Source organism: Streptomyces sp. NPDC002130 (genome assembly GCF_040296465.1).
Taxonomy (GTDB): Bacteria; Actinomycetota; Actinomycetes; order Streptomycetales; family Streptomycetaceae; genus Streptomyces.
In genome coordinates this window covers 1-12,427 of record NZ_JBEOXI010000076.1, presented here as the reverse complement: position 1 = coordinate 12,427, position 12,427 = coordinate 1, and the positions used below count along the sequence as shown (strand labels likewise).

General features: G+C 71.4%; 12 protein-coding genes and 1 pseudogene. 5 read left to right on the top strand and 8 right to left on the bottom strand.

From position 1 onward, the window contains the following. Nucleotides 1-9: 9 nt before the first annotated feature. Nucleotides 10-567: an acyl-CoA thioesterase gene (locus tag ABT116_RS16930; protein ID WP_351633644.1), complete on the bottom strand. Its 558-nt coding sequence runs from the start codon at nt 565-567 to the stop codon at nt 10-12. Nucleotides 568-685: 118 nt separating this feature from the next. Between ABT116_RS16930 and ABT116_RS16925 the strand changes: the two genes are divergently transcribed. Then, nucleotides 686-1,987: an LCP family protein gene (locus tag ABT116_RS16925; protein WP_351633641.1), complete on the top strand. Its 1,302-nt coding sequence runs from the start codon at nt 686-688 to the stop codon at nt 1,985-1,987. Between the two features lie 60 nt (nt 1,988-2,047). On the opposite strand, the gene ABT116_RS16920 is transcribed toward ABT116_RS16925, so the two are convergent. Then, the gene (locus tag ABT116_RS16920) at nt 2,048-2,413 is read right to left on the bottom strand and encodes a four-helix bundle copper-binding protein (RefSeq protein ID WP_104780261.1); all 366 of its coding nucleotides are present in this window, start codon (nt 2,411-2,413) and stop codon (nt 2,048-2,050) included. A gap of 226 nt (nt 2,414-2,639) precedes the next feature. Between ABT116_RS16920 and ABT116_RS16915 the strand changes: the two genes are divergently transcribed. Beyond that, complete coding sequence (locus tag ABT116_RS16915; protein WP_351633638.1) at nt 2,640-3,890, top strand: phospholipase D-like domain-containing protein; 1,251 nt, start codon at nt 2,640-2,642, stop codon at nt 3,888-3,890. 39 nt (nt 3,891-3,929) lie between these two features. Here ABT116_RS16915 and ABT116_RS16910 read toward each other — a convergent pair whose 3' ends face one another. Further along, nucleotides 3,930-5,087 (bottom strand): acyl-CoA dehydrogenase family protein, encoded by a 1,158-nt coding sequence (locus ABT116_RS16910; RefSeq protein WP_351633636.1) that lies wholly within the window; start codon nt 5,085-5,087, stop codon nt 3,930-3,932. A 188-nt stretch (nt 5,088-5,275) separates the two neighbouring features. Here ABT116_RS16910 and ABT116_RS16905 point away from each other — a divergent pair, with 188 nt between their 5' ends. Then, nucleotides 5,276-6,619, top strand: coding sequence for a UDP-glucose dehydrogenase family protein (locus ABT116_RS16905; protein ID WP_351633633.1), 1,344 nt, complete (start codon nt 5,276-5,278; stop codon nt 6,617-6,619). 102 nt (nt 6,620-6,721) lie between these two features. Here the strand turns inward: ABT116_RS16905 and ABT116_RS16900 are convergent, their stop codons facing one another. Continuing rightward, nucleotides 6,722-7,228, bottom strand: coding sequence for a CGNR zinc finger domain-containing protein (locus tag ABT116_RS16900; RefSeq protein ID WP_351633630.1), 507 nt, complete (start codon nt 7,226-7,228; stop codon nt 6,722-6,724). Nucleotides 7,229-7,344: 116 nt separating this feature from the next. On the opposite strand from ABT116_RS16900, the gene ABT116_RS16895 reads away from it, so the two are divergent. After that, a complete protein-coding gene (locus tag ABT116_RS16895) occupies nt 7,345-7,716 on the top strand; it encodes a VOC family protein (RefSeq protein WP_351633628.1) in 372 nt (123 codons plus the stop codon). A 14-nt stretch (nt 7,717-7,730) separates the two neighbouring features. Continuing rightward, entirely contained in the window at nt 7,731-8,123 is a 393-nt protein-coding gene (locus ABT116_RS16890; RefSeq protein ID WP_351633625.1) for a VOC family protein, read from the top strand. 210 nt (nt 8,124-8,333) lie between these two features. Here the strand turns inward: ABT116_RS16890 and ABT116_RS16885 are convergent, their stop codons facing one another. The 4 genes and pseudogenes from ABT116_RS16885 to ABT116_RS16870 form a co-directional block, all read right to left on the bottom strand. Then, on the bottom strand, nt 8,334-9,470 hold the full coding sequence (locus tag ABT116_RS16885; protein ID WP_351633623.1) for a dipeptidase: 1,137 nt from the start codon (nt 9,468-9,470) through the stop codon (nt 8,334-8,336). 197 nt (nt 9,471-9,667) lie between these two features. After that, nucleotides 9,668-10,855, bottom strand: a complete 1,188-nt coding sequence (locus ABT116_RS16880; RefSeq protein WP_351633621.1) for a dipeptidase — start codon at nt 10,853-10,855, stop codon at nt 9,668-9,670. Between the two features lie 5 nt (nt 10,856-10,860). Continuing rightward, on the bottom strand, nt 10,861-11,388 hold the full coding sequence (gene purE / locus ABT116_RS16875) for a 5-(carboxyamino)imidazole ribonucleotide mutase (protein WP_107092465.1): 528 nt from the start codon (nt 11,386-11,388) through the stop codon (nt 10,861-10,863). Beyond that, nucleotides 11,385-12,365, bottom strand: a pseudogene (locus tag ABT116_RS16870) (5-(carboxyamino)imidazole ribonucleotide synthase); the annotation flags it as partial. The gene purE and the pseudogene ABT116_RS16870, both read right to left, overlap by 4 nt. Between the last annotated feature and the right edge of the window lie 62 nt (nt 12,366-12,427).

Below are 12,427 nucleotides of genomic sequence, written 5' to 3'. Positions count from 1 at the left end.
CGGCCCGGGTCAGTCCTCGAAGCCCTCCGCCGCGCGTCTCTCGCGCAGGTCCATGATCGCGCGGCGGCGGGCCAGGCGGTGGGTGCGGCGGATCTGGGCCTCCTGGTAGCGGCGCTTGTCGCGCTCCGTCTCCGGGAGGACCGGCGGGACCCGGCGGGGCTTGCCGTCGGCGTCGACCGCGGCGAAGACGAGGTAGGCGGAGCCGACCTGCGTGGGCGGGGCGGACTCGTTCCAGCGTTCGGCCAGGACCCGGACCCCGACCTCCATGGACGTCCGGCCGGTCCAGTTGACCTGCGCCTTGACGTGGACCAGGTCGCCGACGCGGACCGGCTCCAGGAACGCCATCTCGTCCATGGACGCGGTGACCGCCGGCCCGCCGGAGTGCCGTCCGGCCACGGCCCCCGCCGCGTCGTCGACCAGCTTCATGATCACCCCACCGTGCACGGTCCCCAGAAGGTTCGTGTCGTTGTGGGTCATGATGTGGCTGAGGGTGGTGCGGGACGCCGAAGTCGGCTTGCCCGGGATATCCGGACTGCCGGAATCCGCAGCTGGGGCCTGGTCTGTCATGGCCTCTACCCTAAGCCGAGGCTGCGCGTGGGGGTTTTGTGTCAGCTTCGCCACAGCCGTGCTCTGATTTTCCGACGACTCTTGTATGGCGCACTACGGGGACCTGCACACTGGGCGCATGAATGACTGGCCCGAGGGATTCTCCGGTGACAACCGCGGCAACCGCTTCGGACGCGGCAGCTCGAGCGCACAGCCCGAGAGCGCCCGCGTCATGCGGCAGGTCCGCCGTGGCCCGGCGGCATCGCCCGGGCAGGCGGGCTACGGCGGGGCCCCGCCGTACGGCGGCGGCGTACCGCAGCAGCCGTCCTACGTGGACGGCGGCGGCTACGGCCCCGGTGACGGCTACGACAGCGGTTACAACACCGGCCAGGTCTACGGCTCTCCCGGCGGCAGAGGCCCCGGCGGCCCGGGCGACGGCATGTACGAGCCGCGTCCCGCGCCGGACTGGCGCCGCCGCATCAAGGTGACGGCCATCACTTTGGTGACGCTGCTGGTCGTGACGAGCGTCGGCACGTACTTCTGGGCCGACTCCAAGCTCAACCGCGAGGTCGACCTGTCGAAGGTCATCGACCGTCCGGAGGCGGGCGAGGGCACGAACTACCTGATCGTCGGCTCCGACAGCCGCAAGGGCATGTCGGCCGAGGAGAAGAAGAAACTGCACACCGGGTCCGCCGAGGGCAAGCGCACGGACTCGATGATGATCCTTCACACCGGCGGCGGCGCCCCGACCCTGATCTCGCTGCCGCGCGACTCGAACGTCACGATCCCGTCGTTCAAGGGCTCCGACTCCGGCAAGTTCTACCCGGCCACGGGCCGCCAGACGAAGCTGAACGCGGCCTACGCCGAGGACGGCCCGGAGCTGCTGGTGCGCACGGTGGAGGCCAACACGGGCCTGCACATCGACCACTACGTGGAGATCGGTTTCGCCGGCTTCGCGAACATCGTGGACGCTGTCGGCGGCGTCGAGATGGACATCCCGCAGGACATCAAGGACACCAAGTCCGGCGCGGACCTCAAGAAGGGCAAGCAGACGCTGAACGGCGAGCAGGCCCTCGCCTTCGTCCGCACCCGCTACGCGCTCGCCGGCTCCGACCTGGACCGTACGAAGAACCAGCAGAAGTTCCTCTCGGCCCTGGCCAACCAGGTCGCCACCCCGGGCACGGTCATGAACCCCTTCAAGCTGTACCCGACCATGAGCGCCGGCCTCGACACCCTCGTGGTCGACAAGGACATGGGCCTGTTCGACCTGGCGGACATGTTCTGGGCGATGAAGGGCGTCAGCGGCGGCGAGGGCAAGTCGATGAACATGCCGATCGCGGGCAACACCGCCAACGGCAACCTCCAGTGGGACACCGCGAAGGTGAAGACGCTGGTGAACGAGCTGAAGAACGACGAGAAGGTCACCGTCTCCGGCAACTGAGCGGGCAGGCGACGCGAAGGGGGCACCCGGGCGGGTGCCCCCTTCGCCATGAGGCGGTTCTCACATCGAGGCGCCCGACATCGAGCGGCACGACTCGGCGCAGCGGCGACAGGCCTCGGCGCAGCGCATCATCTGCGCGTCCTCCGGCATGGACATACACGCCTCGGCGCACATGTCACAGGCCCGGGCGCACATCGCGCACATCTCGGCCATGAGCGGCGAGCGGCGCATCATCATGTCGGCGCACATGCGCGTCATCTCGGCGCAGTCCATGACCGCGCGCATGATCTGCATCTGGGCCGGGCCGCCCATCTGCAGGCAGGAACTCATGGTCTCCTCGCACACGCTGTGGCAGGTCATGCAGGTCTGGACGCAGTCCTGCATCTCCTTGCTCAGCGGGGTGGTGGTGGCGGGCTGCTGGGTCATGACGTCCTCCCAGGGGATGGCGGGAGCCGCGGATCGGCGCCCGCTCCTCTCGTCCTACGCCTCCGGCCCCATGAGCACCACAGGGCGGGCCCTCCCATGTGCGTTTGAGGCATGACTCAGCGGGCTCTGCGTGAAAGCGCCGACAGCGGCAAAAAGGGGTTGCAGGCGCGCCGGGGCCCGGCGCGGCAGGGCGGGGCGGCGAAACCGTGCAGGGGGAGACCCACACATGACACAGCAGACGTACGACGAACCGCGGACCTCGGGTGCGAGCGATCAGAGCGATCAGAACGGTCAGCGCGGTCCGAGAGGCCTCAGAGGTCCGGAGGAGCAGAAGCAGCGGCTGCGCAGACGGCTGGAGCGGCTGATCGGCATCGCCGCGACCGAGGGCAACGAGCTGCTGCCGCTGCGCAACGGCGACGAGATCTTCCCCGCGATGCTGGCCGCCATCCGGGCCGCCGAGCACACCGTCGACATGATGACGTTCGTGTACTGGCGCGGCGAGGTCGCCCACGAGTTCGCCGCCGCTCTGGCCGAGCGGGCCCGCGCGGGTGTCCGGGTGCGGCTGCTGCTGGACGGCTTCGGGGCCAAGGAGATAGAGCGGGACCTGCTGGACGCCATGGACGAGGCAGGCGTCCAGGTGGCCTGGTTCCGCAGACCCACGCGCGTGTCACCGATGCGGCAGAACCACCGCTGCCACCGCAAGGTGCTGGTCACCGACGAGCACACGGCTTTCACGGGGGGCGTGGGCATCGCGGAGGAGTGGTGCGGTGACGCGCGGAACCCCGACGAGTGGCGCGACACCCACGTCCAGGTCCGCGGGCCCGCCGTGGACGGCATCGCCGCGGCCTTCGCCCAGAACTGGGCCGAGTGCCATGACGACCTCTACGACGAGCACGACCGCTTCACCGCCCAGGAGCAGCCGGGACAGGCCACGGTCCAGGTCGTGCGAGGCTCGGCCTCCTTCGGCTGGCAGGACATGCAGACGGTCCTGCGGGTCCTGATCACCTCGGCACAGGAGCGCCTGCGGCTGGCCACGGCCTACTTCGCCCCCGACGCCTACTTCATCGACCTCCTGGCCGCGGCGGCCCGTCGCGGGGTCCGGGTCGAGATCCTGCTTCCCGGACCGCACACCGACCAGCGGGCGTGCCTGCTGGCCGGACGGCAGCACTACCAGACGCTCGTCGACGCCGGTGTGGACGTGCGGGAGTACCAGCCGACGATGCTCCACACGAAGATCATGACGGTGGACGGGGTCTGCTCCCTCATCGGCTCCACGAACTTCAACCGCCGCTCCATGGAGCACGACGAGGAGGTCGTCCTGGCCGTCCTCGACGAGGACTTCACCGCGCGGCTCGACGCCGACTTCGAGGCCGACCGCGAGCGGAGCGAGCCCATCGACCCCACCCGCTGGAAGCGGCGGCCCCTCGCCGAGCGCCTGGCCGAGGCAGCGGTGACCCCGATCCGGCGCTTCCTGTGAGAACGCCGGGGGCCGGAGCTTCCGGCCCCCGGAGCCGGGCTACGGCAGGTTGCGCGCCATGACGATGCGCTGGACCTGGTTCGTGCCCTCGTAGATCTGCGTGATCTTGGCGTCGCGCATCATGCGCTCCACCGGGTAGTCGCGCGTGTAGCCGTAGCCGCCGAGGAGCTGGACGGCGTCCGTCGTGACCTCCATGGCCACGTCCGAGGCGAAGCACTTGGCGGCGGCGCCCAGGTAGGTGAGGTCGGCGTCGACGCGCTGGGAGGCGGCGGCGGCCTGGTAGGTCAGGGCGCGGGCGGCCGAGATCTTCATGGCCATGTCGGCCAGCATGAACTGGATGCCCTGGAAGTCGGCGATCGGCTTTCCGAACTGCTTGCGCTCCTGGACGTAGCCCTTGGCGTAGTCGAGGGCTCCCTGGGCGATGCCGAGGGCCTGGGCGGCGATGGTGATGCGGGTGTGGTCGAGGGTCTTCATCGCCGTGGCGAAGCCGGTGCCCTCCTCGCCGATCATGCGGTCCGCGGGGATGCGGACGTTGTCGAGGTAGACCTCGCGGGTCGGGGAGCCCTTGATGCCGAGCTTCTTCTCGGGGGCGCCGAAGGAGACGCCCTCGTCGGACTTCTCGACGACGAAGGCCGAGATGCCCTTGGAGCGCTTCTCCGGGTCGGTGACGGCCATCACCGTGTAGTACTCGGACTCGCCGGCGTTGGTGATCCAGCGCTTCACGCCGTTGAGGATGTAGTGGTCGCCGTCACGGACGGCCTTGGTCTTCATGCCGGCGGCGTCCGAGCCGGCGTCCGGCTCGGAGAGGCAGTAGGAGAACATGCCCTCGCCCTTGGCGAGCGGGGTCATGTACTTCTTCTTCAGGTCCTCGGAGCCGGAGAGGATCACGGGCAGGGAGCCCAGCTTGTTCACGGCCGGGATGAGGGAGGAGGAGGCGCACACGCGGGCGACCTCCTCGATCACTATGACGGTGGCCAGCGCGTCCGCGCCGGAGCCGCCGTACTCCTCGGGTACGTGCACGGCGTGCAGGTCGTTCGCGACCAGCGCCTTGAGCGCCTCGTGCGGGAAGCGGGCCTCCTCGTCCACCGCGGCGGCGTGCGGCGCGATCTTCGCCTCGGCCAGCGAGCGGACGGCGTCACGGAGCATGTCGTGCTCCTCGGACGGGCGGTACAGGTCGAAGTCAGCCGATCCGGCCAAGGTCTCTCACGCTCCAAAACGCTGCGATGGTGGCGCTAACTACCGTTAAGTAATCAAAAGTTTATGGGGTCGCCCACCCGAGTGATACGTGAGCTAGGCGACAGCGGAGAAGTTGCCCAGTGAGGCGCGCCGCCATGCCCCGGCTATGCTCGGGCGCGCACCGCATGCCGTAGACCCCTGGAGCACCCATGGCCCTGAAGATCACCGTGATCGGCACCGGTTATCTCGGCGCGACACACGCGGCGGCCATGGCCGAACTGGGCTTCGAGGTTCTCGCCCTCGACGTCGTGCGCGAGAAGATCGAGAAGCTGGAGCGCGCCGAGGCCCCGATGTACGAGCCGGGCCTCGAGGAGTTGCTGCGCAAGCACGTGGCCGGCATCGAGGGCTCCAGCGGCCGGCTGCGCTTCACCCAGGACTGGGCCGAGGTCGGCGCCTTCGGCGATGTGCACTTCGTCTGTGTGAACACCCCGCAGCGGCACGGCGAGTACGCCTGCGACATGAGCTACGTCGACTCGGCGATCGCCTCGCTCGCCCCGCATCTGCACGGTCCGGCGCTGGTCGTCGGCAAGTCGACCGTGCCGGTGGGCTCCGCGGACCGCCTCGCGTCCTACCTGGCCGCGCACGCGCCCGCCGGGGAGGACGCCGAGCTGGCGTGGAACCCGGAGTTCCTGCGCGAGGGCTTCGCGGTCAACGACACGCTGCACCCCGACCGTCTCGTGGTGGGCGTGCGCAGCGAGCGGGCCGAGAAGCTGCTGCGGGAGGTGTACGCGACGCCGATCGCCGAGGGCTCGCCGTTCGTGGTGACGGACTTCCCGACCTCGGAGCTGGTGAAGACCTCCGCGAACTCCTTCCTCGCCACCAAGATCTCGTTCATCAACGCGATGGCGGAGGTGTGCGAGGCCGCGGGCGGGGACGTCGCCAAGCTGGCGGAGGCCATCGGGTACGACGACCGGATCGGAAGGAAGTTCCTGCGGGCCGGGATCGGCTTCGGCGGCGGGTGTCTGCCGAAGGACATCCGGGCGTTCATGGCGCGCGCCGGTGAGCTGGGCGCGGACCAGGCGCTGACGTTCCTGCGGGAGATCGACTCGATCAACATGCGCCAGCGCGGGCAGATGGTGGAGCTGGCCCGGCAGGCGCTGGGCGGCGGGCCGTTCCTGGGCAAGCGGGTGGCGGTGCTGGGCGCGACCTTCAAGCCCGACTCGGACGACGTGCGGGACTCCCCCGCGCTCAACGTGGCCGGGCAGATCCACCTGCAGGGCGGCCAGGTCACGGTCTACGACCCGAAGGGCATGGACAACGCCCGCGGTGTGTTCCCCACCCTCGGCTACGCCGACTCGGCGCTGGACGCCGTGCGCGGCGCCGACATCGTGCTGCACCTGACGGAGTGGCGGGAGTTCCGGGAGCTGGACACCGAGGCCCTCGGCGAGGTCGCGGCGGCGCGGGTCATCCTGGACGGCCGCAACGCCCTGGACCCGGAGCTCTGGCGCAAGGCCGGCTGGACGTACCGGGCGATGGGGCGTCCCAGGGCCTGAGCGCGAGAGGCGCGACACAGGCGACGCCGGTTCGGCCGAGGCTCAGTCGGCCGAACCGGCGTCTTCGTGCATTCTGCACCACCCGGACGTGCGGCGGGGCGGCTACACCTCCTTGGCCCGGTAGCGGCGCATCTTCGCGCGGGCCCCGCAGACCTGCATGGAGCACCAGCGGCCACGGCCGGCCGGGCTGCGGTCGTAGTAGGCCCAGTGACAGTCGGCGGCCTCGCACGCCTTGAGGCGGGTCCAGGTGCCGGCGACCAGGGCCTCGGCGACGGCGGCGGCCACGCGTGCGTGCAGGGAGCGGTCGTCGGCGGGGGCGAGGGCGGCCGAGCCGTCCGCCGCGTCGACGGTGACGAGGAGCGGGGCTTCGGCCAGGAGCACGCCGAGCGGGGTGACCTCGCGGTGCGGCGGGTGGCCGGCGTGGGCGAGCAGGGTCGCGCGCAGGGACTCGCGCAGGGTGCGGGCCCGGTCGGTCTCGTCCGCGGTGACGCCGAGGCGCTCCCGGCCCTCGGGCGTGTCCAGCGCGTCGACGCCGGACTCGATGTCCAGCGTGTTCACCAGGGCCTCGACCAGGGTCAGGCCGCCGGGCGCGGGCGATCTCTCCGTCATGGCTGGACCGTACCTCTCGCGAATTCCCTTGCGAGGTTACCGCCAATGGGGGAGCATGCAGTAACGGTTACTGGTTACCCGCCTCTGCGGGTAACATCGACTTCGAGGAGGAAGTCATGGCTCTCGCCAAGCTGGGTGTGGTCGTCCTGGACTGTCCCGACCCGCACGCGCTGGCCGGTTTCTACGCCGAGGTGCTCGGGGGCACGCCGACGGTGGAGACCGACGGGGACGACGTGTGGATCGACCTGAAGGTGCCGGGCGGCACCCCCCTGGCCTTCCAGTCCGCTCCCGGACACGTACCGCCGCAGTGGCCCTCCCCCGACGGTTCGCAGCAGTTCCACCTCGACCTGGTGGTGGACGACGTGGACGCGGCCGAGAAGGGCGTGCTGGCCCTCGGCGCGAAGGCGCTGGACGCCGAGGACCGGAAGCGGTCCTTCCGGGTTTACGCCGATCCGGCCGGGCACCCGTTCTGCCTCTGCGCCTGCTGACCCCTGGAGGGCCCATGTCCGCCGTGGCACGTTTCCGTTCCGTGGTCGTCGACTGCCCCGACCCCCGCGCGCTGGCCCGCTTCTACGCGCAGGTCGGCGGCGGTACGCCGGAGGACGACGACCCCGACTGGGTGGTGCTGCGCGTCCCCGGCGGACCCCGGCTCGCCTTCCAGTGCTCCCCGGACTACACCGCGCCGGAGTGGCCGCGGGCCGACCACGACGCCCAGCAGTTCCACCTGGACTTCGACGCCGGGTCGACCTGGGACGAGATCGACGCGGCCGAGGAGCGGGTGCTGGCGCTGGGCGCGCGGGTGCTGGACAAGGAGGACTACGAGAAGAAGGACTTCCGCGTCTACACCGACCCGGTGGGACACCCGTTCTGCCTGTGCCGGATCGAGCACGACTAGCCGAGCAGGACGGCTCCGGGGCGGACGGAACGACTGACCGGAGCAGCACGACCGGCGCGTCCGGCCCGACAAGCATGCCCGCGCGCCCGGCCCGACGAGCCCGCTCGGCCCGACAAGCACGCCCGCGCGCCCGGCTCGACAAGCAGTCCGGCGCGTCCGGCCCGCCCCGGCGGCGTCCGGCCCGACCAGCCCGCCCGGCCTACGAGCCCGCTACCCGTCCAGCTCCGAGATCGTCGCCGTCGACGGCTCCCGGCGCTGCTGGGCGGCGCGGGCCGCGAAGTCGGCCCCTCGCAGGACGCGCTGGACGTTGCCCCAGGCCAGCAGGGCCACATCGGCCTCCTCCCAGCCGCGCCGCAGCAGCTCGGCGACCAGCCGCGGATAGCAGGAGGTGTCGCCGAGCTCCTGCGGGTGGGCCGCCCCGGAGTCGTAGGTGCCGGACAGGCCGACGCAGTGTGCTCCGGCCACGTCCCGGATGTGGTCGAGGTGGTCGGCGACATCGCGGACGGTGGGGCCCGCCTGCTCGGCGGTCAGCGGCACCAGGCACAGCCCCTTGGCCGCGCCCAGCTCAACCAGCAGGTCGTCGGGGAGGTTGGCGGGGTGGGGGCGCAGGCTCCGGGCCGCGGAGCGGCTGCACAGCACGGGGGCCCGGGAGAGGCTCAGGGTCCGGCGCAGGGTCTGCGCGGAGGCGCCCGAGAGGTCCGCGATCACGCCGAGGCGGTTCATCTCGCGCACGACCTCCTCACCGAACCGGGTCAGCCCCGCGTCACTCGCCCAGGACACCCCGGTCAGGGTGAGGACGCGCAGGCCGAGCAGGTGCAGCTGGCGCAGGATGCCGAGCGAGTCGCCCAGGGCCGGGGCACCGGCGGGGCCGAGGAGCACGGCGACGCGGCCGCAGTTGCGGGCGTCCGCGACCTGCCCGGCCGTGCAGGCCGGCCGCAGACCCTCCTCGCAGGTCCGCACGACGGTCTTGGCCAGGTCCAGTTGCTCCAGCGTGGCGCCGACGGCCCGGTCGCCGTCGAGGCCCTCGGGCAGGTGCAACGACCAGAACAGGGCGCCCACATGGCCGCTGCGCAGCCGGGGCACATCCGTGTCGACGGTGCTCTCGCCGTCCTCCAGGTCGTACCAGGACAGGCGCTTGAGCGCCCAGGGCAGTCCGTTGTAGCCGTCGGCGACGGGGTGGGCGGCGAGGATGGCGCGGGCCCGGGTCAGGGGCGCGTCGTCCGGGTCGGAGACGGGCTCGTAGGACTCCGCCGTGACATGGCCCTCGTCGGGGTACGGCTCGGCCAGCTCGTCGAACTCGCCGGCGGCCGCGGCGGCGGTGCGCAGGTCGTCCTGGAGATCTGCCATGGCGGCTCCGTACGGTCGCTCGTGAGGTACGGTCACCGTCGCACGGAGCGGGACGTGGTTCCTGGTGGGCGGGGCGTTCGGAGTACGGCGCGCACGCCGCCAACGGCCATCCGCTGCACGAGTTCCTCGCGCGCGAGGAACTCCTTCATGTACGTGGGCGGGGCGACCGGCTGCACCGGCCACCCCGCCCTCGACGCTCAGCCGGCGGGCGCGTCCAGCGACTCGATCGTGGCGTTGGACGGCGACCGCGTCGCCTGCAGACCCCGGGCGACGTCCTCCGCAGCGTCCAGGACGCGGACCGCGTTCTTCCAGGTCAGCTTGGCCAGGTCGGCCTTGGACCAGCCGCGGTCGAGCAGTTCCGCGAGGAGGTTCGGGTAGCCGGAGACATCGGCGAGGCCGTCGGGGGTGAAGGCCGTGCCGTCGTAGTCGCCGCCGATGCCGAGGTGGTCGATGCCGGCCGCCTCGCGCATGTGGTCCAGGTGGTCGGCCACCGTCGACACCGTCGCGACCGGGCGCGGGTTCCGCTCCTCGAAGGCGCGGTGGACCTTCATGGCCTCCGCGGTGGTGTCGAGGTGGTGGAAGCCGTGGGCGCGCATGTTCTCGTCGGCCGCGGCCGTCCAGTCCACGGCCGCCTGGAGCACGAACTTCGGCACGAACGTCACCATCGCGACGCCGCCGTTGGCGGGCAGCCGCTCCAGGACGTCGTCCGGGATGTTGCGCGGGTGGTCGCACACCGCCCGTGCGGACGAGTGGGAGAAGATCACCGGGGCCGAGCTCGCGTCGAGCGCGTCCCGCATGGTCGTCGCCGCCACGTGGGACAGGTCGACGAGCATCCCGAGCCGGTTCATCTCCCGGACGACCTCACGGCCGAACGCGGTCAGGCCACCGGCCTTCGGCTCGTCGGTCGCGGAGTCCGCCCAGTCGACGTTGTCGTTGTGGGTCAGCGTGAGGTAGCGCACGCCGAGCCCGTACAGGCCCCGCAGGGTGCCCAGGGAGTTGGCGATGGAGTGCCCGCCCTCCGCGCCCATGAGGGAGGCGATACGGCCCTCCCCGCGCGCGGCCTCCATGTCGGCCGCGGTGAGCGCGGGACGCAGGTCCTCGGGGTGGCGGGCCAGCAACTGCCGCACGCAGTCGATCTGTTCGAGCGTGTCCGCGACCGGGGCGGGCGAGTCCGTGCGGACGTACACCGACCAGTACTGCGCGCCGACCCCGCCCGCGCGCAGCCGGGGGATGTCGGTGTGCAGATGGGCGCTCTGGTCGGCGGCGATGTCCCGGGCGTCGAGGTCGTAGCGGACCTGTGCGCGCAGGGCCCAGGGCAGGTCGTTGTGGCCGTCGACGACCGGGAACTCGCGCAGGAGTTCCCGGGCCGCCTCCTGGGAGGTCATCGTCGTCACTTCCCCGCGCCGAAGCCGAAGCCGCCCGCGCCCTCGACCTTGGAGCGCAGGCGCTTGCCCTTCTCGGTGGCCTGGTCGTTCAGCTCCTGCTGGAAGTCGCGCATGCGGCCGCGCAGTTCCTCGTCGTGCGCGGCGAGGATGCGGGCCGCGAGCAGACCGGCGTTGCGGGCACCGGCGACCGAGACCGTGGCGACGGGGACACCCGCCGGCATCTGCACGATGGACAGGAGGCTGTCCATGCCGTCGAGGTACTTCAGCGGCACGGGCACGCCGATGACCGGCAGCGGGGTCACGGAGGCGAGCATGCCGGGCAGGTGGGCGGCGCCGCCCGCCCCGGCGATGATCACCTTGAGCCCCCGGGCGTCGGCCTGCTCGCCGTAGGCGACCATCTCGCGCGGCATGCGGTGCGCGGACACGACGTCGACCTCGTAGGCGATCTCGAACTCGTCGAGGGCCTTGGCGGCGGCCTCCATGACGGGCCAGTCGGAGTCCGACCCCATGACGATGCCAACAACAGGGCTCATTCGGTGATGGTGCCTCTCAGGTAGCCGGCTGCGTGACGGGCGCGCTCCAGCACGTCGTCGAGGTCGTCGCCGTAGGTGTTGACGTGACCGACCTTGCGGCCGGGCTTCACGTCCTTGCCGTACATGTGGATCTTGAGCTGGGGGTCGCGGGCCATGCAGTGCAGGTACGCGGAGTACATGTCCGGGTAGTCGCCGCCGAGGACGTTGACCATGACCGTCCACTCGGCGCGCGGGCGCGGGTCGCCGAGGGGCAGGTCCAGGACCGCGCGGACGTGGTTGGCGAACTGGCTGGTGACGGCGCCGTCCATCGACCAGTGGCCGGAGTTGTGGGGGCGCATCGCGAGCTCGTTGACGAGGATCCGCCCGTCGCGGGTCTGGAACAGCTCGACCGCGAGGTGCCCGACGACGCCGAGCTCCTTGGCGATGTTCAGCGCCATCTCGGAGGCCTCCAGGGCGAGGGCCTCCTCGAGGTCGGGCGCCGGGGCGATGACCGTGTCGCAGACGCCGCCCACCTGGCGGGACTCGACGACCGGGTAGGCGACGGCCTGGCCGTGCGGGGAGCGGACCACGTTGGCGGCGAGCTCGCGCAGGAAGTCGACCTTCTCCTCGGCGAGCACCGGGACACCGGCCTTGAACGGGTCGGCGGCCTCCTCGACGGAGTCGACGACCCACACGCCCTTGCCGTCGTAGCCGCCGCGGACGGTCTTGAGGACGACCGGGAAGCCTCCCCCACCCTCCGCCGCGAAGGCGGCCACGTCCTGCGGATCGGAGACGATCCGGTGCCGGGGGCAGGGGACGCCGATCGCGTCGAGTTTCGCGCGCATCACCCCCTTGTCCTGGGCGTGCACGAGCGCGTCGGGGCCGGGGCGGACGGGGATGCCGTCCGCCTCCAGGGCCCTGAGGTGCTCGGTGGGTACGTGTTCGTGATCGAAGGTGATCACATCGCACCCCCGGGCGAACTCGCGCAGCGTGTCGAGGGCCGGTCTTCCTGCTCACGGCCCGCGAGGAACCGATGCCGTTCGACAAGGTCCTCTCCGAC